A 26411-nucleotide genomic window follows, 5' to 3' on the forward strand; every position below is an offset into this window, starting at 1 on the left:
GCATCGGACGCGGTGAAGGGCGCTTTCCCCACGTGAGATGCGGGGAAAGCGTCCTTCAGCCCCCGCCGCCCCCAGTACGTGAAGGCCCCCTTCGTTGCGTCTAGCGCAGTGAAGGGGGCCTTCACGTACTTGGGGGGTGGGTCTTCGGTTACCGGGGAATGGGGCCGGGGTGGCAAAGAGCGCGCGGGGGGAGCGGTGCCCGCGCCCAGGATGAGGCCATGCCCGAGCTGCGCCCGTCTCGTCCGGTCCGGAGAATCTGATGGCGACACCCGAAGAGCTGGTGACCGCGCTGCGGGAATCGGTCAAGGAGAACAGCAGGCTGGCCGCGCGCAACCGCGAACTCGCCGAAGCGGCGCGGGAACCGGTCGCGATCATCGGCATGGGATGCCGCTACCCCGGTGGGGCCGATTCGCCCGAAGCGCTGTGGGAGCTGGTGGCCGACGGCCGCGACGCGGTCTCGGAGTTCCCTGCCGATCGCGGCTGGAACCTCGCCGAGCTGTTCCACCCCGATCCCGACCATCCCGGCACGTCCTACGCGCGGGAAGGGGGATTCCTCCACGAGGCCGCCGAATTCGACCCCGAGTTCTTCGGCATCTCGCCGCGTGAAGCGCTCGCGATGGATCCGCAGCAGCGGCTCCTGCTCCAGATCAGCTGGGAAGCGATCGAGCGCGCCGGGCTCGACGCCTCGGCGCTGAAGGGCAGCGCGACCGGTGTGTTCGCCGGGATCATGTACCACGACTACGGAACCGGCGTCACCGAGTTGCCCGAGGGCGTCGAAGGCTTCCTCGGTACCGGCACGGCGGGCAGCGTGCTTTCCGGTCGTGTCGCGTACACCTTCGGCTTCGAAGGCCCGGCCGTTTCGGTCGACACGGCCTGCTCGTCGTCGCTGGTGGCCGTGCACCTCGCCGCGCAGGCGCTGCGGGCGGGGGAGTGCTCGCTCGCCCTGGCCGGTGGCGCGACCGTGATGGCCGTCCCGGACACCTTCGTCGAATTCTCCCGTCAGCGCGGGCTCGCCCCGGACGGCCGCTGCAAGTCGTTCGGCGCGGGCGCCGACGGCACCGGCTGGGGTGAGGGCGCCGGGGTTCTGGTGCTGGAGAAGCTGTCCGACGCCGTCCGGAACGGCCACCGGGTGCTCGCCGTCGTCCAAGGCTCCGCGGTCAACTCCGACGGCGCGTCCAACGGCCTCACCGCGCCGAACGGCCCATCGCAGCAACGCGTGATCCGCGCCGCGCTGGCAGGCGCCGGTCTGTCCACTTCGGACATCGACGTCGTCGAAGCGCACGGCACGGGCACGAAACTCGGCGACCCGATCGAGGCCGACACCCTGCTCGCCACCTACGGCCGCGACCGCGAGGTCCCGCTGTACCTCGGTTCGGTCAAGTCGAACCTCGGTCACACGCAGGCCGCGGCGGGGGTCGCCGGGATCATCAAGATGGTCGAGGCGCTGCGCCGCGGCGAACTGCCGCGCACGCTGCACGCCGACGCGCCGTCCCCGCACGTCGCCTGGGATTCCGGTGCGGTCGAACTCCTCACCGAGCACCGGCCCTGGCCCGAGACCGGCCGCCCGCGCGCGGCCGCCGTGTCGTCGTTCGGGATCAGCGGCACCAATTCGCACGTCATCCTCCGCCAGGCCCCGGAACCGGCGCCCGCGGTCGAGTACCTCCCGCGAGCCCGGGTCCCGTGGGTGCTGTCCGCGCGGTCCGAGGCCACGCTGCCCGAGCTGGCGGACCGGCTGCGCCAGACCGGGGGAGACCCCGCCGACCTCGCTTGGTCGCTGGCCACCGGAAGGGCCGCGCTGCCGTACCGCGCGGTCGTCACCGGTGCCGATGAAGAAGAACTCCTCGCCGGACTCGGCGCCTTGGCCCGCGGCGAGTCCGCGCCCGGCGTCGTCACCGGCCGCGCGGGCAGCGGCAAACTGGCGTTCCTGTGCACCGGGCAAGGCGCGCAGCGGCTCGCGATGGGCACCGCGCTTTCCTCGGCGTTCCCCGCCTTCGGTGAGGCTTTCGCCCGCGTCGCGAAACGGCTCGACGCGCACACCGGCTTCACACTCGCCGAAATCCTGTCCTGCGAAGACCAGACGAGGATCGACCGGACCGACGTGGCGCAGCCCGCGTTGTTCGCCTTCGAGGTCGCGATGGCCGAGCTGGTGCGCTCCTGGGGCGTCGAACCCGACTTCCTGCTCGGACATTCGATCGGCGAACTCACCGCCGCGTACCTCGCCGGCGTGTGGTCGCTCGACGACACCGCCCGGCTGGTCGCCGCACGCGGCCGATTGATGCAGGCCCAGCCTTCCTGCGGGGTGATGGTCGCGCTGCAGGCCACCGAAGCCGAACTGGACCTGCCCGCCGGCGTCAGCATCGCCGCGATCAACGGTCCGTCGTCCGTCGTGCTCTCCGGCGAGGAAGCCGCGGTCACCGCCCTGCTCGAAGCCTTCCCGGGCCGCCGCACCAAACGGCTTTCGGTCAGCCACGCCTTCCACTCCGCGATGATGGACGGGATGCTCGACGACTTCCGCGAGGTCGCCGAGAGCGTGACGTATGCCGAACCCCGGATCCCGCTCGCCTCCGGGGACGTTCGCGACCCGGAGTACTGGGTACGGCAGGTGCGCGAGCCCGTCCGTTTCGCCGAGGGCATCGCGACCCTGCACGCGCGCGGCGTCCGGCGTTTCGTCGAGATCGGCCCGGACGCTTCGCTGACCGCGCTCGGCGCGGACTGCGTCAGCGACGGCACTTTCATCGCCACGCAACGGAAAGACCGCGACGAGGCGGCCGCCGCCGACCTGGCGCGAGCGAGGTTGTTCACCGCCGGGGTCCGGCTCGACTGGGCCGGGATCCTCGGCGGCGGCACCCGTGTCGACTTGCCGACGTATCCCTTCCGGCGCGACCGCTTCTGGCTCGCCGCCGCCGATCGGAGCACGCCCCCGGCCCGGCGTTACGAGGTCGTGTGGCGCCCGATCGAACCAGTGCAGACGTCGGAAGCGTGGACCGTCTATGCCCCCGAATCCAGCGCTTGGGCCGAAGCCGCCGCGAAGGCGCTCGACGCACCCCTGGTCACGGAAGTGCCCGACACCGGGCCGGTCCTCGCCTTCCCGGAGGACGGCGCCGCGCTCGCCGCGCTCCTGCGGGACACCCCGGCGAAGGTCTGGTGCGCCACCGGCGATCCCGGCGTCGCCGCCGTCGCGAGGGTGGCGGCGATCGAACAGCCCCGCCGCTGGGGCGGCTCCGTGACGCTGCCCGATCAGCCGGACGACGGCGTGGTAGCCCGGCTGCGCGAAGTGCTCGGCGGTCCGGAAGACGAGGTCGCCATCCGGGAAGACGGGATCTTCGCCCGCCGGTTCGTCCCCGCCGCTCCGGTGCCGGCCAAGGAATGGACGACTTCCGGCACCGCGCTGGTCACCGGCGGTACCGGGGCGCTGGGCGCGCTCGTGGCCGAACGGCTGATCCGCGCCGGGACGGATCACGTCGTGCTCCTTTCGCGCCGTGGCGAGGACGCGCCGGGCGCGGCGGAACTGCGCGAACGGCTGGAAGGTCTCGGCGCCCGCGTCGGCATCCATGCCTGCGACGCCGCCGACCGCGACGCACTGTCCACAGTGGTCACCGGACTGGAGGACCTGCGCGTGGTCGTGCACACCGCCGGTGTCCTCGACGACGCCCTGCTCGACGACGCGACCCCGGAGCGGTTCGAAGCCGTCGCCCGGCCCAAGGTGACCGGCGCGCGGAACCTGCGCGAACTCACGGAAGACCTCGACGCGCTGGTGCTGTTCTCCTCGGTCGCCGGGGTGCTCGGCAACGGGGGCCAGGCCGCTTACGCCGCCGCGAACGCGGAACTCGACGCGCTCGCGGCCCAGTGGCGGGCCGAGGGCGTCAAGGCGCTGTCGATCGCCTGGGGCCCGTGGGCCGAGGGCGGGATGGCCGAGGACGTCGACGAAGCCGTCCGTCGCAAGGGTTTGCGCCCGATGACGCCGGAGGCCGCGGCGGAGGAGTTCGTCCGGGCGATCGCCGCGGACGACACCTGTGTCACCGTCGCGGACTTCGACTGGCCGTCGTTCTTCGAGGACTTCCGTACCGCTCCGATGCTCGCCGAACTTCCCCGGCCGGAAACCGCGGCGGCCGAAGCGCCGGTGGCGGATCTGCGGTCCCAGTTGGCCGGGCTGATCGAGCCCGAACAGCGACGGCTGCTGCTGAAGGTCGCCCGCGAGACCGTGGCCCGCGTGCTCGGCCATCCGGACACGTCGGCGATCGGACCGGACCGCGCGTTCACCGAACTCGGGTTCGACTCGCTCACCGCGGTCGAACTGCGCAACCGCCTCGACGCCGCGACCGGCCTCGCCGTGCCCGCGACGCTCGTCTTCGACCATCCGACCCCGCAGGCCCTCGCCGCCTACCTCTGGCACGAACTCGCCGCGGCGGACGGCGCCGACAGTGCTGACACCGCTGACGTCGACGACCTGCTCGACGGGCTGGAAGCCGCGCTGGGCCGCCTCGATCCCGGCGGCGACGAGCACGCCAGGGCGGGCGATCGGCTGCGGAAGCTCGCCGAGCGCCTGGACGGGCCCGGCTTCACGCCGTCTTCGGACGACGAACTCTTCGCCTTCATTGACCAGCAACTCGGTGCTTGAGCCCGAGTGCACGCGACCTCGACCGATGAGTGGGGACACCGTGGGTGAGAACGACAAGCTTCGCGACTACCTGACGCGAGTCACCGGCGAACTGCAGCGCACGCGCGGCAGGCTCGCCGCGCTGGAAGACCGCGCCGCCGAACCGATCGCCATCGTCGGCATGGGCTGCCGCTTCCCGGGCGGCGTCCGGTCGCCGGAGCGGTTCTGGGAACTGCTGACCGCCGGGGACCACGGGATCACCGGGTTCCCCGACGACCGCGGCTGGGACGTCGGCGCGCTCGTCGACCCGGATCCGGACCACCTCGGCACCAGCTACGTCGACCGAGGCGGTTTCGTCGACGGCGCCGGGGAATTCGACCCCGAGTTCTTCGGCATCTCGCCGCGCGAGGCCGTCTCGATGGACCCGCAGCAACGGCTGCTGCTGGAGACGTCGTGGGAGGCGCTGGAGCGCGGCGGGATCGATCCCGCGTCGCTGTCCGGCAGCCGCGCCGGGGTCTTCGTCGGCACCAACGGCCAGGACTACGGCCGCGACCTGCCCAAGGGCGTCGAAGGCGTCGAGGGCTACCTCGGCACCGGGATCTCCGGCAGTGTCCTTTCCGGACGGATCTCCTACGTCCTCGGGCTGGAAGGCCCGTCGGTCACCGTCGACACGGCTTGCTCGGCGTCCCTGGTCACGCTCCACCTCGCCGTCCGCGCCTTGCGAGCGGGGGAGTGCGACCTCGCGCTTTCGGGCGGTGCCACCGTGATGGCGAGCCCGGACGCGTTCATCGAGTTCTCCCGCCAGCGCGGTCTCGCCCGCGATGGCCTGGTCAAGGCGTTCGCCGCCGGGGCCGACGGCACCGCGTGGGGCGAGGGCGCCGGCATGATCGTGCTGGAGCGGCTGTCCGACGCCCAGCGCAACGGCCACCCGGTTTTGGCCGTCGTGCGCGGCTCCGCGGTCAACCAGGACGGCGCTTCCAACGGCCTCACCGCCCCCAACGGTCCTTCGCAGCAGCGCGTCATCCGCCAGGCGCTCGCCGACGCTCGTCTGTCCACGAAGGACGTCGACGTCGTCGAGGCGCACGGCACCGGGACGACGCTGGGCGACCCGATCGAGGTCCAAGCCCTGCAGGCCACCTACGGTCGCGACCGCGGCGAGCGGGGGCCGTTGCTGCTCGGTTCGGTGAAGACGAACATCGGCCACACCCAGGCCGCGGCGGGGGTCGCCGGGATCATCAAGATGGTCTTGGCCCTGCGCAACGGAATCCTGCCCGCGAGCCTGCACATCGACGCGCCGAGCCCGCAGGTCGACTGGTCGCCGGGAACGATCGAACTGCTGGCGTCGGCGCGCCCTTGGCCGGAAGGGGAGACCCGCCGGGCGGGTATCTCGTCGTTCGGCATCAGCGGGACCAACTCCCATGTGCTGCTGGAGCAGGCGCCCGCCGTCGAGCCGTCCACAGTGGACGCCGTAACGCCGCCGGTGATCCCGTGGGTGCTGTCCGGCCGTACTCCGGCGGCGTTGCGCGCCCAGGCACGCGCGCTGCTGGACGTCGAGGGCGACCCGGCCGACATCGGCTGGTCGCTGGCCGCGACCCGGTCCGCCTTCGAGCACCGTGCCGTCGTCACCGGCCGCGACGAGGCCACCCTGCGCGCCGGGCTGACGGCGGTCGCGGAAGGGGATTCGAACGTCGGCGAAGCGACCGACGGTGCCCTCGCGGTGTGCTTCACCGGCCAGGGCTCGCAGCGACTCGGCATGGGCCGCGAACTCTACGAGGCGTATCCGGCCTTCGCCGCCGCGTTCGACGAGGTCTGCGAGCTGCTGCCCGGCGTGCGTGAGATCGTTTTCGGCGAGGACGCCGAAGCCCTGAACGACACCGGGAACGCCCAGCCAGCGCTGTTCGCGCTGGAGGTCTCGCTCTACCGCCTGGTCGAATCCTGGGGCGTCGTCCCGGATTTCCTGATCGGTCATTCCGTCGGTGAACTCGCCGCGGCACACGTCGCCGGCATCTGGTCACTGGACGACGCCGCCGAACTGGTCACGGCACGAGGCCGCCTGATGAGCGCCCTGCCGCGCGGGGGCGCGATGTGCGCCATCGAAGCGACCGAAGACGAGGTTCGCGCCGCCCTGGTGACAGGGGCGGACATCGCGGCCGTCAACGGACCGCGCGCGATCGTCGTCTCCGGTACCGAGGACGCCGTGCGGACCGTCGCCGCCGTGTTCACCGAGCAGGGCCGCCGGACCAAGAACCTCGCTGTCTCCCACGCGTTCCACTCGGCGCTGATGGACGGCATGCTCGACGAGTTCGCCGCCGTCGCCCGCCGCGTCACCTACCAGACGCCGAAGATCGCCTTGGTTTCGAACGTCACCGGCCGCATCGCCGAGACCGCCGAGATCCTCGACCCGGCCTACTGGGTCCGGCACGTGCGCGAGGCCGTGCGGTTCGCGGACGGTGTCGGCGCGCTGGCCGAGGCGGGCGTCACCCGCTTCCTCGAACTCGGTCCGGACGGCGTCCTTTCCGCGGCGGGTCAGGAAAGCGCGGACGGCCTGTTCGTCCCGGCCCTGCGCCGCGACCGGCCCGAACCCGAGACCTTCGTCGCCGCGCTGGCCGCCGTGTACACCGACGGCGGCAAGGTCGGCTGGGCCGCCGCGTTCGACGGCGCGCGTCCGGTCGAACTGCCCACGTACCCGTTCCAGCGCGAGTTCTACTGGCTCCCCGCGACGCACGCCGCCGGTGACGCGGCGGGTCTCGGTCTCGGCTCGCTCGACCATCCCCTGCTCGGTGCCGCCGTTTCGGTCGCCGACGCGGGCGGATTCCTGTTCACCGGAAGCCTTTCGCTGCGGACGCATCCGTGGCTGGCCGAGCACGTGGTGCACGGGCAGGTCGTCGTGCCCGGTACCGCGCTGGTCGAACTTGCGGTGCGAGCCGCCGACGAGACCGGCCTCGCGGTGCTGGAAGAGCTGACGCTGCAGACGCCGCTGGTGCTCCCGGAGAGTGGCGCGGTCCAGGTCCAGCTGTGGGCCGGGACGCCGGAGGAAACCGGCCACCGCCCGCTCACCGTGCACTCGCGTCCCCACGGCGCGGGGGAGTGGACGCTGCACGCCACCGGCGCGCTCGCCCCGGCTTCGTCCACGCCCGACTGGGACCTGGCGGAGTGGCCGCCGCCCGGCGCCGAGGCCGTCTCTCTCGAAGGCCGCTACCCGGAACTGGCCGCGCTCGGCTTGGAGTACGGCGAGATCTTCCAGGGCCTGCGGACCTTGTGGCGCGACGGCGAGCACACGTACGCCGAGGTCTCCCTGCCCGACGACGCCCGCGACCAGGCGGCTCGATTCGGCCTGCACCCGGCGCTGCTCGACGCGGCGCTGCACGCGCTCGCCGCCGACGGTGACGGCCCCGCCCGGCTGCCCTTCGCCTGGAGCGACGTCGTGCTGCACGCCTCCGGCGCGGCCGAACTGCGCGTCCGGCTCACCCCGGCCGGCACCGACGCGGTCACCCTGCGCGTGGCCGACGGGACCGGTGCGCCGGTCGCCACCGTCGGCTCCCTGGTCGTCCGCCCGGTTTCGGCCGGACAGCTGCGTCCCGCGACCACTCGCGAGGGACTGTACGAACTGGCTTGGCGGCCGATCGCCACACCGGACGGCGAAGCCCCGCGCTGGGCGCGGTTCGCCGACGTCACCGATGAGGCCCCCGAGGTCGTCGTGTACCGCGCGGAAGGCGACGACGTCCACGCCGTCACCGGCGCGACCCTCGACGTGCTCCGGACCTTCCTCGCCGAAGCCCGCTTCGCCGAAGCGAAACTGCTCGTCCACACCGGACAGTCCGATGCGGACCCGGTCGCGGCCGCGGTGTGGGGGCTGGTGCGCAGCGCGCAGTCCGAGCACCCGGACCGGTTCCTGCTCGCCGACGCCGAGGAGCTCACCGACGCGGTGCTGGCCGCCGGGGAACCGCAGATCGCCGTCCGTGAGGGCGAACTGCGCGTCCCGCGCCTGGTCACGCCCGAATCCACCGGACGCCTGCTCCCGCCGCCGGGCAACTGGCGGCTCGGCCTGTCCGGCAAGGGCACCTTCGACCACCTGACCCTGGAACCGCTGCCCGACGAGCCGCTCGGCCCGCTGGGTGTCCGGGTTTCCGTCCGCGCCGCCGGGCTCAACTTCCGCGACGTCCTCAACGCGCTCGGCATGTACCCCGGCGAGGCCGGACTGCTCGGCAGCGAGTTCGCCGGGACCGTCCTCGAAGTCGGCGCCGACGTCACCGACCTGAGCCCCGGCGACCAGGTGATGGGCCTCGTCTCCGGTGGCGCCGGGCCGATCGCGATCGCCGAACGGCCGATGATCACCCGCAAGCCCGCGGACTGGACGTACGAACAGGCGGCCTCGACGCCGCTGGTGTTCCTGACCGCCTATTACGCGCTGGTCGACCTGGCCGGGCTCAAGGCGGGCGAGTCGATCCTGATCCACGCCGCCGCCGGCGGAGTGGGCATGGCCGCCACACAGCTCGCGCGCCATCTGGGCGCCGAGGTGTACGGCACCGCGAGCGAAAGCAAGCAGTACGTGCTGCGCGACGCCGGACTCGACGACGCGCACATCGCCTCGAGCCGCACGCTGGAGTTCGAGGAGCGGTTCAGCGGTATCGACGTCGTCCTGAACGCCCTCGCCGGGGACTTCATCGACGCCTCGATCCGGACGATGACGCCCGGCGGCCGTTTCCTGGAGATGGGCAAGACCGACATCCGCGAGCCCGAAGGCGTCCACTACCGCGCCTTCGACCTGATCGACGCCGGGCCGGAGCGGACGGCTCAGCTGTGGGACGCGCTGACCGACCTCTTCGCCTCAGGCGCGCTCGCCCCCTTGCCGACCCGGACCTGGGACGTCCGCGAGGCCAGGGAAGCGTTCCGGTTCCTCAGCCAGGCCAAGCACATCGGCAAGGTCGCGCTCACCATGCCGAGGGCACTCGACCCGGACCGGACGGTGCTGATCACCGGCGGCACGGGCGGTCTCGGTGCCCTGGTCGCCCGCCATCTGGTGACCAAGCACGGAGTCCGGAAGCTCCTGCTCACCAGCCGCCGGGGCCTCGACGCGCCCGGAGCGGCGGAGCTGGTGGAAGAGCTCGACGCCGAAGTCCGGGTCGTCGCTTGCGATGTCTCCGATCGTGACGCCGTGGCGGCGCTGCTGGACGGCGTCGACCTGACCGGTGTCGTGCACGCCGCCGGCGTGCTGGACGACGGCACCATCGACGCGCTCACCCGCGAACGGCTCGACTTCGTGCTCGGCCCGAAGGCCGACGCGGCCCGGCATCTGCACGAACTGTCCGGCGACCCGGACCTGTTCGTCACGTTCTCCTCGGCCGCCGGGGTGCTCGGCGCCCCGGGGCAGGGCAACTACGCGGCGGCCAACGGCTACCTCGACGGTCTCGCCGCCCACCGCCGTTCGCTCGGTCTCGCCGGGCAATCGCTGGCCTGGGGCCCGTGGGCCGCGGGCATGGCGGAGACGCTCGGCGAAGCCCACCTGGCGCGGCTGCGTGCCGGTGGCACTCCCGCGCTCGCCGTCGAGGACGGTCTCGCGCTGTTCGACGCGGCCATCGCCGCCGGAGCGCCGCTCGCCATCCCCGTACAGCTGGACCTGCCGGTGCTGGCCGCGTCCGGACCGCTCCCGCCGCTGCTCGGCGCGCTGGTCAAACCCGGCCGCCGGACCGCGAAATCGGGCGGCGGCCAGGACTCCTCGCTGGCCAGGCGGCTCGCCGGGCTGACCGAAGCCGATCAGGACCGTGAGCTGCTGGACCTCGTCCGCACGCAGGTCGCCCTGGTGCTCGGGCACGTCAACGCGGCCACGGTCGAACCCGGCCGCGGCTTCATGGACCTCGGTTTCGACTCCCTGACCGCGGTCGAACTGCGCAACCGCCTCGGTTCCGTGACCGGGCTGCGGTTGCCGTCGACGGTGATCTTCGACCACCCGACCCCGGTCGCCCTCGCCGGTTACGTGCGCTCGGAACTGCTCGGCGACCTCACCGCCGGACCTCGTGTCCGTGCCCGGGTCGTCGACGCCGGTGAGCCGATCGCGATCGTCGCGACCAGCTGCCGGTTCCCCGGCGACGTCAACACGCCGGAAGACCTGTGGCGCCTGGTTTCCGAAGGCCGCGAAGGCCTGACGGAGTTCCCCACCGACCGCGGCTGGGACCTGGCCGCGCTGTTCGACACGACCCCGGGCAAACAGGGCGTGTCGAACACCCGCACCGGCGGCTTCCTGCCCGACGCGGGGGACTTCGACCCGGATTTCTTCGGCATCTCGCCCCGCGAAGCCCTCGCCATGGACCCGCAGCAGCGGTTGCTCCTGGAGATCGCGTGGGAGGCCTTCGAACGCGCGGGCATCCCGCCCGGCACCTTGCGCGGCAGTGACACCGGTGTCTTCACCGGCGCGATCTACCACGAGTACGCGTCCAGGCTGACGAAGATCCCGGAGGAGGTCGAAGGTTTCCTCGGCACCGGCACGTCCGGCGCGATGATGTCCGGCCGTGTCTCCTACACCTTCGGGTTCGAGGGACCGGCCGTGTCGGTGGACACGGCGTGCTCGTCCTCACTGGTCGCGATGCATCTGGCGAGCCAAGCCCTGCGTTCGGGGGAATGCTCCCTCGCGCTGGCGGGCGGCGTCACCGTGATGGCCAACCCCGACCCGTTCGTCGACTTCAGCAAGCAGAACGCGATGGCGATCGACGGCCGCTGCAAGGCCTTCGCCAACGGCGCCGACGGCGTCAGCTGGGGTGAGGGCGCCGGGTTCGTCCTGCTGGAGAAACTGTCCGACGCGCGCCGCAACGGTCACCCGGTCCTCGCCCTGCTCAAGGGTTCCGCGATCAACCAGGACGGCGCGTCCAGCGGACTGACCGCCCCGAACGGGCCGTCGCAGCAACGCGTGATCCGGCAGGCGCTCGCCAACGCCGGACTGTCCACTTCGGACATCGACGTCGTCGAGGCACACGGCACCGGCACCAGGCTGGGCGACCCGATCGAGGCACAGGCGCTGCTGGCCACCTACGGCCAGGACCGCGAAGAGCCGTTGCTGCTCGGCTCGGTGAAGTCGAACTTCGGGCACACCCAGGCCGCCGCCGGGGTGGCCGGGGTGATCAAGATGATCGAGGCGATGCGGCACGGCGTCGTCCCCGCGACGCTGCACGTCGACGCGCCCTCGGCCCAGGTCGACTGGGAGGCCGGCGCGATCCGCGTGGCCACCGAGTCCGCGGGCTGGCCGGAAACCGGCCGTCCGCGCCGGGCGGGCGTGTCCTCGTTCGGGTTCAGCGGGACGAACGCGCACGTCGTGCTCGAACAAGTTCCCGCGCCGGAGACCAAGGAATCGACTGCCCGGCCCGCGATGCTGCCCTGGGTGCTGTCCGGCCGCTCCGAGGAAGCCCTGCGGGCACAGGCCGCACGGCTCGCCGACCTGACGGCCGACCCGCTCGACGTCGCCTGGTCGCTGGCGACCGCCCGCACCGCGCACGAGCGGCGCGCGGTCGTCGTCGGCACCGATCCGTCCGTCCTGCGGGCCGGGTTGGCCGCGTTCGCCGACACCGGCCGGGCGGTCAACGTCGTCTCCGGCCGCGCGGTCACCGGACGGCTCGCGTTCCTGTTCACCGGGCAGGGGTCCCAGCGAATCGGCATGGGCCAAGGCCTTTACGAGACCTTCCCCGCCTTCGCGGCGGCGTACGACGAGGTCGCCGCGCTGCTGCCCCTCGACGGCGACCTCGACCGCACCGGCACCGCGCAGCCCGCGATCTTCGCCCTGGAAGTGGCGCTGTTCCGGCTCTACGAGTCCTGGGGCGTGACCCCGGACTTCCTGGCCGGGCACTCGATCGGTGAGATCGCGGCGGCACACGTCGCCGGCGTGTTCTCCCTGGAGGACGCCGCGAAACTCGTCGAGGCACGCGGCCGGTTGATGGAGGCGCTGCCCGAAGGCGGCGCGATGGTCGCGGTGCAGGCGTCCGAAGACGAGGTGCGCGAGTTCCTGACCGACGAGGTCAGCCTCGCCGCTGTCAACGGGCCCGACGCGGTCGTACTGTCCGGTGTGGACGGTCCGGTCCGCGCGGTCGCCGCCAGGTTCGCCCAGGAAGGGCGTCGCACCAAGCATCTCGTGGTGTCGCACGCGTTCCATTCGGCGCTGATGGAGCCGATGCTGGCGGAGTTCGCCGAGGTCGCGGAGTCGCTGGAGTACGCCGAGCCGCGGATCCCGATCGTGTCCACGGTGAGCGAATCGGCCGATCTGACCGACCCGGGTTACTGGGTGCGCCACGTCCGTGAAACCGTTCGGTTCGCCGACGGCCTCGCAGCCCTGACCGCCGAAGGTGTCACGGCGTTCCTCGAACTCGGCCCCGACGCCGTGCTCTCCGCGATGGGCACCGACGGCGTCTTCGTCTCCGCCCTGCGCAAGGACTCGGACGAGGCCCGGTCTGCGATGACCGCGCTGGGCACGGTGCACGCGGCGGGCGCTCCCGTCGACTGGGACCGCTTCTTCGACGGCAGTGGCGCGCGACCCGCGAATCTGCCCACCTATCCGTTCCAGCGCCGCCGTTTCTGGCTGCTGGCGCCGCCGGGCTCCGGCGACGCCACCGCGCTGGGTCTCGGCGCGCTCGACCACCCGCTGCTGGGCGCCGCCGTCGCGCTGCCCGAACGCGGCGGGCTGGTCCTCACTGGACGGCTTTCGCTCGACGAGCAGCCGTGGCTGGCCGGGCACCGCGTCCGCGACGCCGTATTGCTGCCGGGTACCGCGTTCGCCGAACTCGCCGTCCGGGCGGGTGACGAGGTCGGCTGCGGCACCGTCGAAGAACTGACGCTGCAGGCGCCGCTGGTGCTCACCGCGGCCCCGGTCCAGCTGCGAGTGTCCCTTTCGGACGGTGACGGCCGCCGCACGCTGGCGGTGCACTCGCGTCCTCAGGACGGCGAATGGACGTTGCACGCCACCGGCTCGCTGATCGCGACGGACACCGAACCCGCGGCCGAACCGGAATGGCCACCGGCCGGTGCCGAATCCGTTGACCTGGAAGGCTTCTACGCGACACTCGACGAAGCCGGACTCACCTACGCGGACCCGTTCCGCGGTCTGCGCGCGGCCTGGCGCCAGGGTGACGAGATCTTCGCGGAAGTCGCGCTGCCCGAGGGCACCGACGTCCGCGGGTTCGGACTGCACCCGGCCCTGCTCGACGCGGTCCTGCACGCCGTCGGCCTGACCGGCGGCCCGGCCCGGCTGCCGTTCTCGTGGACCGGATTGGCGTTGCACGCCACCGGTGCGACCACGGTGCGGGCCCGGCTCACCCCGGCCGGTCAGGACGCCGTTTCCTTGCGTGTCACCGACGGCACCGGTGCTCCGGTGCTCTCGGTCGGCTCGCTGAGCCTGCGCCCGGTGGGCGACGGGCCGCTGCCCAGCGCCACCACCGACGCGCTGTTCGGCATCGACTGGATCCCCGTCGCGACGCCTTCGGAGAGCGAAGACATCGCCGTGCACGAAGCCACGTCGGTCGAGGCCGCACTCGAGGCGCTGCAGACGGCCGAAGACCGGCTCGTCGTGCACCTCACCGGTGACAGCCCGGAGCACGCCGCCGTCGCCGGACTCGTGCGCAGCGCGCAGGCCGAGTACCCGGACAAGTTCGTCCTGGTCCACGGCACCGGCGACGTCCGGATCGCGGCCGCGACCAGTGAACCCGAGGTCGCGTTCACCGAAGACGGCCTGCGCGTTCCTCGGCTGACGCGGTCCCGCGCCACCGCCGACCCGGACTGGACCCTCGACGGCACCGTGCTGGTCACCGGCGGTACCGGCGGACTCGGCGCGCACGTCGCCCGGCGGCTCGTCGAGCGCCACGGCGTCCGGCACCTGCTGCTCGTCGGACGCCGGGGAGCGGACGCCCCCGGCGCCGAAGCCCTGCGGGAGGATCTGGTCGCGCTCGGCGCCGAGGTGACGATCGCCGCGTGCGACGTCGCCGACCGTTCCCAGCTCGAGTCCGTGCTCGCGCTCGTGGAGGAGCCGCTGAGCGGCGTGGTGCACGCCGCGGGCGTCCTCGACGACGGCGTCCTCGCCGCGATGACACCCGAACGGCTCGCCGCCGTCGCGGGCCCCAAGTCCGAGGCCGCCCGGCATCTGCACGAACTGACCAGCGACCTCAAGCTGTTCGTCACGTTCTCCTCGATCGCCGGCGCCCTCGGCGCACCCGGCCAGGCGAACTACGCCGCGGCCAACGGCTACCTCGACGGGCTCGCCGCCCACCGGCGCGCCCAGGGCCTCCCCGGCACCTCGATCGCCTTCGGCCTCTGGGAAACCGGCATGGGTGAAGGTCGCGGTGGAGCGGCCTTGCCCGTCGAAGCCGGGCTGGAACTGTTCGACCTGCTGGCCCTCGGCGACGACCCGCGTCCCGTCGCGACCAAGCTCGACCTGGCCGCGCTGCGTGCCGAAGCCGAGGTCCCGCACGTGCTGCGGAGCCTGGTCCGGCCGCGGCGCCGTCGTGCGGCCGAGGAAGCGGAAGCGGCCGGGTTGCGCCAGCGGCTCGCGGGGGTGCCCGCCGGCGAACGCGTGCGGCTGCTGACCGAACTGGTCCGCACCGAGGCCGCGCACGTCCTCAGCCACACCAGCCCCGACGCCGTCGAGGCCGATCGCGCCTTCGGTGACCTCGGGTTCGACTCGCTCACCGCGGTCGAGTTCCGCAACCGCCTCGGCACGGTCACCGGGCTGCGCCTGCCCGCGACGCTGACCTTCGACCACCCGACCCCGCTGGCGCTGGCCGAATTCCTGCTCGCCGAACTGCTCGACGAACCCGCCGACGCGACCCCGGTCTTCACCGCGGCCCGCGCCGACGGCGACCCGATCGTCATCGTCGGCATGGCCTGCCGCTACCCGGGTGGCGTGACGTCGCCGGAAGAGCTGTGGGACCTCGTTTCCGGCGGCAAGGACGGGGTGACCCGCTTCCCCGAGGACCGCGGCTGGGACGTCGACGGCATCTACGACCCCGACCCCGACCGTGCGGGCAAGACCTACACCCGCGAAGGCGGATTCCTGCACGACGCGGGCGACTTCGACCCGGAGTTCTTCGGGATCTCGCCCCGGGAAGCGCTCGCGATGGACCCGCAGCAGCGGTTGCTGCTCGAAGTCGCCTGGGAGGCGCTGGAACGTTCCGGCACCGATCCGACGTCGCTCAAGGGCAGCCCGACCGGCGTGTTCGCCGGGGTCATGTACCACGACTACGGCACCCGGCTCGGCAACGACGTCCCCGACGACGTCGAAGGATTCCTCGGCACCGGCACCTCGGGCAGCGTGCTGTCCGGCCGCGTGGCCTACACCCTCGGCCTGGAGGGGCCCGCGGTGTCGGTCGACACGGCCTGCTCCTCGTCGCTGGTCGCCCTGCACTGGGCGACGCAGGCGTTGCGTTCGGGGGAGTGCTCGCTGGCGCTGGCCGGTGGGGTCACGGTGATGGCGACGCCGGAGACGTTCATCGGCTTCTCCCGTCAGCGCGGCCTCGCCGCCGACGGCCGCTGCAAGTCCTTCTCGTCCGACGCCGACGGAACCGGCTGGGCAGAAGGCGCGGGAATGCTCGTGCTGGAAAGGCTTTCCGACGCGCGCCGCAACGGGCACCGCGTGCTGGCGGTGGTCAAGGGCTCGGCGGTCAACTCCGACGGCGCGTCCAACGGCCTCACCGCGCCCAACGGTCCCTCACAGCAGCGGGTGATCCGCCAAGCGCTGGCCGCGGCCGGTGTCCCGTCGTCCACTGTGGACGCTGTCGAGGCACACGGCACCGGTACGACGCTGGGTGACCCAATCGAGGCGCAGGCGCTCCTGGCCACCTACGGCCGCGAGCGCGACGGCGAACCGCTGTACCTCGGCTCCGTGAAGTCCAACTTCGGTCACACCCAGGCCGCCGCGGGGGTCGCCGGGATCATCAAGATGGTCCAGGCGATGCGCCACGGTGTCCTGCCGAAGACGCTGCACCTGGGCGAGGCGACCCCGCACGTCGACTGGGAAGCCGGTGACGTCGAACTGCTCGCCGAGGGCCGGGACTGGCCGGAAACCGGGCGGCCGCGGCGATCCGCCGTGTCGTCGTTCGGGATCAGCGGGACCAACGCGCACGTCATCCTCGAACAGCCACCGGCCGAAACCCCGGCCCCGCGCGAGGTCGCCGCTCCGGCTCTCGTGCCGTGGGTGCTCTCCGGCCGAGCCGAAGACACCCTGCGGGAGCAGGCCGGACGCTTGCTCGGCCGTGACGGCGAGCCGGTCGACGTCGGTTTCGCACTCGCGACGACGCGCACCGCGCACGAACGGCGTGCCGTCGTGCTCGGCGCCACGGACGCGGATCTCCGCACGGGACTGGAATCCCTCGCCGAGGGCACGGCCACCCCGTCGGTCGTCACCGGCCGCGTCCTGCCCGGCCGGACGGCGTTCCTGTTCACCGGACAGGGATCGCAGCGGCTCGGCATGGGCGAAGGGCTCTACGCCGCGTTCCCGGTGTTCGCCGCCGCCTACGACGAGGTCACCGCGCTGCTCCCGGCCGGGGGCGACTTGAACCGCACCGGCACCGCGCAGCCGGCGATCTTCGCGCTGGAAGTCGCGCTGTACCGGCTCGCCGAATCCTGGGGCGTCGTCCCCGACTTCGTGGCCGGGCATTCGATCGGCGAGATCGCGGCCGCTCACGTGGCGGGTGTGCTTTCCCTGGAGGACGCGGCCAAGCTCGTCGAGGCGCGTGGCCGGTTGATGGAGGCGCTGCCCGAGGGCGGCGCGATGGTCGCGGTCCAGGCGAGCGAGGAGGAGGTGCGCGAGCACCTGACGGCCAAGGTCTCGCTGGCCGCCGTCAACGGCCCGGACGCGGTCGTGCTCTCGGGTGCCGCCTCGCCGACGCTGAAGCTGGCCAAGAAGTTCGAAAAACTCGGCCGCCGCACCAAGCGGCTGGAGGTGTCGCACGCTTTCCACTCGGCCCTGATGGAGCCGATGCTCGACGAGTTCGCCGCCGTGGTGCGGGAACTGGAGTTCTCGGCCCCGGCGATCCCCTTCGTGTCCACAGTGGACGGCGAGAGGACCGGCAGGGTCGCCGAGCCGGAGTACTGGGTGGAGCACGTCCGCGCCACCGTCCGGTTCGCCGCCGGCTTGGCGTGGCTGCGCGAGGCAGGAGTGACCAGGTTCGTTGAGCTGGGCCCGGCCGCCGTCCTGACCGCCCTCGCCGACGACGGCCCGGACACCTTCGCGGCGTCGTTCCTGCGCGCCGACCGTGACGAGGCGGAAACCGCGCTCACCACGCTGGCCGCCGCGTACACCCGCGGTGCCGGAGTCGACTGGGCCGCGGTGTTCCGCCCGACGGGCGCCCGCGTCGTCGACCTGCCGACGACGGTGTTCGACCGCCGCCGCTTCTGGCTCGCCGCCGGATCCGGCGCGGGCGACGTCACCACGGCGGGGCTCCAGCCCGCCGGGCACCCGCTGCTGGGCGCCGCCGTGCCGTTCGCCGACGGCGACGGCTGGGTCCTCACCGGACGGCTTTCGGTCGCCACGCATCCGTGGCTGGCCGGGCACGCCGCGTTCGGCGAGGTCCTCGTCCCCGGCACCGGACTGCTCGAACTCGCCGTCCGTGCCGGTGACGAAGCCGGTTGCGCGGGCGTGGAGGAACTGACCCTGGCCGCACCGCTGGTGCTGCCGCCGCACGGCGCGCTCGACGTCCAGGTGCTCGTCGGAGCGGCGGGCACGGGCGGGCGACGACCGGTTTCCGTGCACTCGCGTGCCCCGCAGGGGGAGTGGACCGAGCACGCCGCCGGGATCCTCGTCCCGGAAACGGCCGCCGTGCCGTCCGGGCTGACCGCATGGCCGCCCGCCGCGGAACCCATCCCGCTCGACGGGCTCTACGCGGACCTCGCGGCCGCGGGTCTCGACTACGGCCCGCCGTTCCGCGGGCTCACCACCGCCTGGCGCGACGGGGACACCGTGTTCGCCGAGGTGGAGCTGCCCGAGGGCACCGAAGTCGGTGGCTTTGGGCTGCATCCGGCGCTGCTCGACGCGGCGCTCCACACCCTGGGTCTCCTCCCCGGTGAGGGCACCCGGCTGCCGTTCCTTTTCGGCGATGTCACCCTGCACGCCACCGGCGCCACCGCGCTGCGCGTCCGGGTCACGCCGACCGGGGCGGGCACCGTTTCCCTGCTGGCCACCGACACCACCGGCGCGCCGGTGATCACCCTCGGCACGGTGAACGTCCGGACCGCGGAGGCCCCGAGGCCGCGCGGCACCGACTCGCTGTACGAGCTGACCTGGGTCGAGGTACCCGCCGACGGTGAAGCGGCCGAGGACGTCCAGGTTTTCACCGCGCCGGACGGCGAGCCGCGTGACGCGCTGGCCGCGACCCTCACGGCGATCCAGGAGTTCCTGGCCGACGGCGGGACACGTCTGGTGGTGCGCACCGGCGACACCCCGGCGGGGGCCGCCGTCCGCGGTCTCGCCCGCACCGCCGCCTCGGAACACCCGGACCGGTTCGTCGTCCTCGAAGGGGACGACGTCGATGACGTGGCGACCGCACTGGCCACCGGCGAACCGCAGGTCCGGATCCGCGACGGTGTCGCGGAAGTCCCGCGCCTGACCCGGGCGACGCCGGGAGAGGCCGCGATCTGGGGCGAGGGCACGGTTCTCGTCACCGGCGGCACCGGCGGGGTCGGGGCCGCGATCGCCCGGCACCTCGCGCCGGACGTCACCAGGCTGGTCCTCACCAGCCGCCGCGGCCTCGGCGCGCCCGGCGCCCCGGAGCTGGCGGAAGAGCTCGGCGCCGAGGTCGTCGCCTGCGACGTCACCGACCGCGACGCGCTCGCCGCGCTGCTCGACGGGATCGAAGACCTCACCGGGATCGTGCACGCCGCCGGCGTGCTCGACGACGGCGTCGTCACGGAACTGACCCCGGAGCGCTTCGACATCGTGCTGCGGCCCAAGGCCGACGCGGCGCTCGCGCTCCACGAACTCACCCTCGGCAAGCCGCTGACCCAGTTCGTCCTGGTGTCCTCGGTGTCCGGGATCCTCGGCGGCCCGGGGCAGGCCAGTTACGCCGCGGCCAACGCCCTGCTCGACGACCTCGCGCGCCGGCGTCACGCGGAGGGGCTGCCCGCCCGTTCGCTGGCGTACGGCCTGTGGGCCAACGGCATGGGCGGACAGTCCGATGTGGACCGTCTCGCTCGCGCCGGGTTCGGCGCGCTGACCGACGAAGAGGGCCTGGCGTTGTTCGACGCCGCTTTGGCCGCCTCGACACCGGTTCCGGTCCCGGTGAAGCTCGACCTGGCGACGCTGCGCACGCTGGCCCGCACCAGCGAGCCCGCCCCCGCACTGCGCGGCCTGGTCCGGGTGCCGAAGCGGCGGGGCGCGGCCAACGCCGCGGCCGCCGCCGGGCTGACCGCGACGCTGACCCGGCTTTCGCCCGCCGACCAGCTCTCGCATCTGGTCGATCTGGTCCGGGGGCACGTCGCCGACGTGCTCGGACACGGCACGGCGACGTCGGTCGAAGCCGGGCGCGCGTTCACGGAACTCGGCTTCGACTCACTCACCGCCGTCGAACTGCGGAACCGGCTAGGCGAGGCGACCGGGCTGCGGCTGCCCGCCACGCTGGTGTTCGACCACCCGACCCCGGCTGCGCTCGCCACCTACGTCCGGTCCGAGCTGGCCGGTGACGAAGCAGGTGCGGACATCGAACCGGTGCGCGTGGCCGAACCGGACGAGCCCATCGCGATCGTCGCGATGAGCTGCCGGTTCCCGGGCGGCGTCAGCTCACCGGAGGATCTGTGGCGCCTGGTCGCCGAGGGGACCGACGCGATCACGCCGTTCCCGTCCGACCGCGGCTGGGATCTCGACGGGCTGTACCACCCGGACCCCGACCACCCCGGCACCAGCTACGCCCGCGAGGGCGGTTTCCTGCACGACGCCGCCGACTTCGACGCGGAGTTCTTCGGCATCTCGCCGCGGGAAGCGGTCACCGTCGACCCGCAGCAGCGGTTGCTGCTGGAGACCGCGCAGGAGGCGTTCGAACGCGCCGGGATCGACCCGGTCTCGCTGCGCGGCAGCGCCACCGGTGTGTTCGCCGGTGTCATGTACGACGACTACGCCTCCCGTCTGGCCGCCACCCCGGAGGGGATGGAGGGCCTGCTCGGCACCGGCAGCGCGAGCAGCGTGCTGACCGGCCGGGTCGCTTACACCTTCGGGCTCGAAGGCCCGGCGGTGTCGGTCGACACGGCGTGCTCGTCGTCGCTGGTCGCCCTGCACTGGGCGGCGCAGGCGCTGCGTTCGGGCGAGTGCGGACTGGCGCTGGTCGGCGGCGCGACCGTGATGGCCAGCCCCAACCCGTTCATCGAGTTCTCCCGTCAGCGCGGCCTGGCCGCCGACGGCCGCTGCAAGCCGTTCGCGGCGGCGGCCGACGGCACCGCCTGGGCCGAGGGCGCGGGTTTCCTGCTCCTGGAAAGGCTTTCCGACGCGCGCCGCAACGGACGTCGTGTGCTCGCGGTGGTCCGGGGCAGCGCAGTGAACCAGGACGGCGCGTCCAACGGGATGACCGCGCCCAACGGTCCCTCGCAGCAGCGGGTGATCCGCCGCGCGCTGGCCGCGGCGGGCGTCGAGTCGTCCACTGTGGACATCGTCGAGGCACACGGCACCGGTACGGCGCTGGGTGACCCGATCGAGGCGCAAGCGCTGCTGGCCACCTACGGCCAGGACCGCGAGGAACCGCTGTGGCTCGGCTCGGTGAAGTCCAACATCGGCCACACCCAGGCCGCCGCCGGACTCGCCGGGATCATCAAGATGGTCGAGGCGATGCGGCACGGAGTGCTGCCCGCGACCCTGCACGTCGACGAGCCGTCACCGCACGTCGACTGGAGCGAGGGCGAGGTCCGGCTGCTCACCGAGGCCCGGCCGTGGCCCGAGGCCGGACGGCCGCGGCGCGCGGCGGTGTCGGCGTTCGGCATCAGCGGGACCAACGCGCACGTCATTCTGGAGCAGGTTCCGGAACCCGCCGCACCGGCCCGGATTCCGGCGCCGCCGTCGCTTCTGCCGTGGGTGCTGAGCGCCCGCACCGAAGACGCGCTGCGGGCCCAGGCCGGGCGGCTGCTCGGCACCGTCGGATTCGCCGACCCGCTGGACATCGGCTACGCGCTGGCGACCACCCGGACCGTGTTCGAACGGCGGGCGGTGCTCACCGGCGGCGCCGACGCGCTGCGCACCGGTCTGGCCGCGCTCGCCGGCGGCCGGACCACCCCGCAGGTCGTCACCGGCCGCTCGGCCGAAGGCAAGCTCGCCCTGCTGTTCACCGGCCAGGGTTCCCAGCGGCTCGGTATGGGCGAAGGGCTCTACGCCGCTTTCCCGGTGTTCGCCGAGGCTTACGACGAGGTCGCCGCGCTGCTGCCTCTCGCTGGTGATCTCGACCGCACCGGCACCGCGCAGCCCGCGATCTTCGCTCTCGAAGTGGCGTTGTCCCGGCTCGTGGAGTCGTGGGGGATCCGGCCCGACTTCCTGGCCGGTCACTCGATCGGCGAGATCGCGGCCGCTCACGTGGCGGGCGTGTTCTCCCTGGAGGACGCGGCGAAACTCGTCGAGGCGCGAGGACGGCTGATGGAGGCGCTGCCGGAAGGCGGTGCGATGGTCGCGGTCCAGGCGACCGAGGACGAGGTGCGCGAACACCTGTCCGACGAGGTCTGCCTTGCCGCGGTCAACGGACCGCAGGCGATCGTGCTGTCCGGTGTGGACGGTCCGGTCCGCGAGGTCGCCGCCCGGTTCGCCGGGGAAGGACGCCGTACCAAGGCTCTGGTCGTCTCGCACGCGTTCCACTCGGCGCTGATGGAGCCGATGCTCGCGGAGTTCGCCACGGTGGCGGAGAGCCTGAGCTACGCTGAACCACGGATCCCGATCGTCTCCACCGTGACCGGCCGGGTCGCCGACGAACTGTCCGACCCGGGTTACTGGGTGCGGCATGTCCGCGAGCCTGTCCGGTTCGCCGACGGGGTTCGCGCACTCGCCGAAGCGGGCGTCACCCGGTTCGCGGAGTTGGGCCCGGACGGCGTGCTCTCCGCGATGGGAGCCGACAGCGCCCCGGACGCGGTGTTCGTCCCGGTGCTCCGCAAGGACCGTGACGAGCGGCAGACCGCCGCGCTCGCCTTCAGCCGACTGATCGCGGCGGGTACCGACGTCGACTGGACGGCGTTCTTCGACGGCACGGACGCCCGCGCCGTGTCGCTGCCGACCTACGCGTTCCAGCGTGAGCGGTTCTGGCTCGACCCGCCCGCCACCGCGGGCGACGCCGCCGGGCTGGGCTTGGCCGCGGCCGGGCATCCGCTGCTCGGCGCGACCGTGCCGACGGCGGGCGAGGACGGGCTGGTCGGCTACGGCCGGTTGTCCCGCGCCGCGCAGCCGTGGCTGGCCGACCACGCGGTGCTCGGCACCGTGCTGGTCCCCGGCGCGGCACTGGTCGAGCTCGCCGTCCGGGTGGGCGACGAACTCGGCTGCGCCCGCGTCGCCGAACTGACCCTGGCCGCGCCGATGGTGCTGCCGGAGACCGGCGGACTCGCCGTGCAGGTCGTCCTCGGTGCTCCGGACGACGACGGACGGCGTCCGGTGTCGATCCACTCCCGCCTCGGCGAGGCTCCGTGGACCGAGCACGCGACCGGCCTGCTCGCCCCCGGGGACGCTCACCCGACGGCCAAGGACGCCGCGTGGCCGCCCGCCGGGGCCGAAGCCCTCGACGTCACCGAGCTCTACCCGGGGCTCGCCGAAGCGGGCCTGCAGTACGGGCCGGTGTTCCAGGGCCTCACCGCCGCGTGGCGGGTGGGCGACGACGTCTGCGCCGATCTCGAACTGCCCGCCGCCGCCCACGGCGACGCCGGGAAGTTCGGCCTGCACCCGGCACTGCTCGACGCCGCGCTGCACGCGATCGGCCTGCTGCCCACCGGGGACACCACGACCACGCGGCTGCCGTTCCTCTGGCGCGACGTCGTCCTGCACGCGGCCGGCGCCACCGCCGCCCGCGTCCGGGTCTCGGCCACCGGCACCGACTCGGTCCGCCTGGAGCTCACCGACGGTGCCGGCGCACCGGTGCTGACGGTGGGAGCGCTGCTGCTGCGCGAGGTCACCGACCTCGGCCCGGCCGCTCCGTCCACTTCGGACGCTCTGTTCCGGCTCGGCTGGGCGCAGGTGACGAACGAGTCCCCGGCGACCCCGACGGAGATCCTGTCGGCGGTGCCGGAGGCCGGGGACACCCCGGCCGCGACACACGCTCTTCTGCTGAGCACGCTGGCGAACCTGCAGGAGTGGCTGGCCGAGGAGAAGGACACCACGCTCGTGGTGCGCACCGAGAACGGTGTCGCCGTGTCTACTTCGGACAGTGTCGACCCGGCTTCGGCCGCGGTCTGGGGCCTGGTCCGCAGCGCCCAGTCCGAGCATCCCGGCCGTCTGGTGCTGCTCGACGCGGCCGAGGCCGACGTCGACACCGCGCTGGCCGTGCTGGGCGACGAAACCCAGCTCGCCGTGCGCGACGGCGTCGTCCACGCCGCGCGGCTGCTGACCGCGGCGTCGTCGCCGGACCTCGTGCCGCCGTGGCACGAACCGGCCTGGCGTCTCGACAGCGTGGTCAAGGGCACCCTCGACAGGCTCTCCTTCGAGCCGTACCCGGACGTGCTCGAACCGTTGCTGCCGCGTGAGGTCCGGATCGCCACCCGCGCGGCCGGGACGAACTTCCGCGACGTGCTCAACGTGCTCGGCATGTACCCGGGTGACGCGGGCCGGATCGGGTACGAGGCCGCCGGTGTCGTCACCGACGTCGGGTCCGAAGTGGACGATCTCGCCGTCGGTGACCGGGTGATGGGCCTGGTGCACGGCGGGTTCGGCCCGCTCACCTTCGCCGACCGGGCCCTGCTGGCCAAGATGCCCGAGGGCTGGACGTTCGAAGAGGCCGCGTCGGTGCCGCTGGTGTTCCTCACCGCCTACTACGCGCTGACCGACCTCGGTTCGCTGAAGAAGGGCGAGTCGGTGCTGATCCACGCCGCGGCCGGTGGCGTCGGGATGGCCGCGACACAGCTCGCCCGGCATGTCGGCGCCGAGGTGTTCGGCACCGCGAGCGAGGGCAAGTGGGACGTCCTGCGCGCGGCCGGGCTGGACGACGACCACATCGCGTCGTCGCGGACGCTCGACTTCGAGGAACGGTTCCGCGAGACCACCGGCGGGAACGGCGTCGACGTCGTCCTCAACGCGCTGACCGGCGACTTCATCGACGCCTCGATGCGCCTGTTACCGCGCGGTGGGCGGTTCGTGGAAATGGGGAAGACCGACGTCCGTCCGGACGGCGGCGCCGCGGGGCACCATCCCGGTGTGACTTACCAGGCGTTCGACGTGATCGAAGCGGGCAACCGCCGGATCGCGCAGATATGGGAGGAGCTGATCGTCTTGTTCGACCAGGGCGCGCTCACCCCGCTGCCGGTCCGCACCTGGGATCTGCGCCGGGCACCGGAGGCGCTGCGCTTCCTGTCGCAGGCCAAGCACGTCGGCAAGGTCGTGCTGACCGTGCCGCGCCGCCCGATCGGCGGCACGGTGCTGGTCACCGGCGGTACCGGCGGCCTCGGCGCGGTGCTGGCCAGGCATCTGGTCACCGAGCACGGCGTCACCAGCCTGGTGCTCACCAGCCGTCGCGGTCCGGACGCGCCCGGCGCGGCCGAACTGACGGCGGACCTGACCGCGCTGGGCGCCACCGTGCGGATCGAGGCGTGCGACGCCGCCGACCGCGCCGCGCTCGCCGCGGTCCTGGACCGCACACCGGAACTCACCGGTGTGGTGCACGCGGCCGGCGTCCTCGACGACGGGCTGCTGACCGCGCTCACCCCCGAGCGGCTCGAGAAGGTGCTGCGGCCCAAGGTGGACGCGGCGTGGAACCTGCACGAGCTGACCCGCGGCCACGACCTGACCATGTTCGTCCTGTTCTCCTCGGCCGCCGGGGTGCTCGGCGCTCCGGGACAGGCGAACTACGCGGCGGCGAACACGTTCCTCGACGGGCTGGCGCACCACCGCCGCGGTCTCGGCCTGCCCGCGACGTCGCTCGCCTTCGGCCTCTGGGCCGACGGGATGGGCGACTCGGCGGACGCGGACCGGATGGGCCGCGACGGGGTCGGCAGTTTCGACCCGGTCGAAGGACTGGAGCTGTTCGACCTGGCCACCGGCCTGGCCGAGCCGGTCTCGGTGCCGGTGAAGCTGGACGTCGCCGGGCTCCGCACGATGACCGGACCGGTACCGCCGCTGCTGCGCGGTCTCGTCCGCGGTTCGGTGCGGCGTGCTGCCACGGTGGACGCGGCGGCGCAGGCCGACGGACTCAAGCGTCGGCTCGCGGGGCTTGCGCAGGCGGACGCCGAACTGGTGCTGCTCGGGGTGGTGCGCGGTCAGGCCGCGGCGGCCCTCGGGCACGACGGCGCGGACTCGATCGAGCCGGGCCGGGCGTTCACCGAACTGGGCTTCGACTCGCTCACCGCGGTCGAGCTGCGCAACGGGCTCGACGCGGCCACCGGGCTGCGCCTGCCCGCGACGCTGATCTTCGACTACCCGACCCCGGACGATCTCGCCAAGTTCCTGCAGTCCGAGATGGACGCTGCGGGACCGGCGGCCCCGGCCGGGGAAACCGGCCTGGCGTCGGGCATCGACCGGCTCGCCGCCGAGCTGTCCACAGTGGACATCGCGGCCGCGGACGGTGCCGAGGTCGAGGCGAAGCTGCGGAACCTGGTCGCCCTGTGGCAGGACCGGGTCCGGCCGTCCGGCGGCGACGCGGATCTGGAAGTGGACACCATCGACGACATGTTCGCCCTGCTGGACAACGAACTCTGA

Annotated in this window: 2 protein-coding genes; both read left to right on the forward strand. The window is 73.0% G+C overall.

The genetic code is table 11. The annotated features are described in order from the left end of the window. Window positions 1-259: 259 nt before the first annotated feature. Window positions 260-4618 carry a type I polyketide synthase gene (locus BKN51_RS07215; protein WP_101606871.1) on the forward strand — a complete coding sequence of 1453 codons (4359 nt, stop codon included), beginning with the start codon at window positions 260-262 and terminating at the stop codon, window positions 4616-4618. 40 nt (window positions 4619-4658) lie between these two features. Next, on the forward strand, window positions 4659-26411 hold the full coding sequence (locus BKN51_RS07220; protein ID WP_101606872.1) for a type I polyketide synthase: 21753 nt from the start codon (window positions 4659-4661) through the stop codon (window positions 26409-26411).

Origin of the sequence: Amycolatopsis sp. BJA-103, from assembly GCF_002849735.1 — a bacterium.
Lineage (GTDB): Bacteria > Actinomycetota > Actinomycetes > Mycobacteriales > Pseudonocardiaceae > Amycolatopsis.

What these genes read in the sequence shown, in the direction of transcription:
- BKN51_RS07215 (WP_101606871.1), top strand. Translation starts at nt 260, where the DNA reads ATGGCGACACCCGAAGAGCTGGTGACCGCGCTGCGGGAATCGGTCAAG.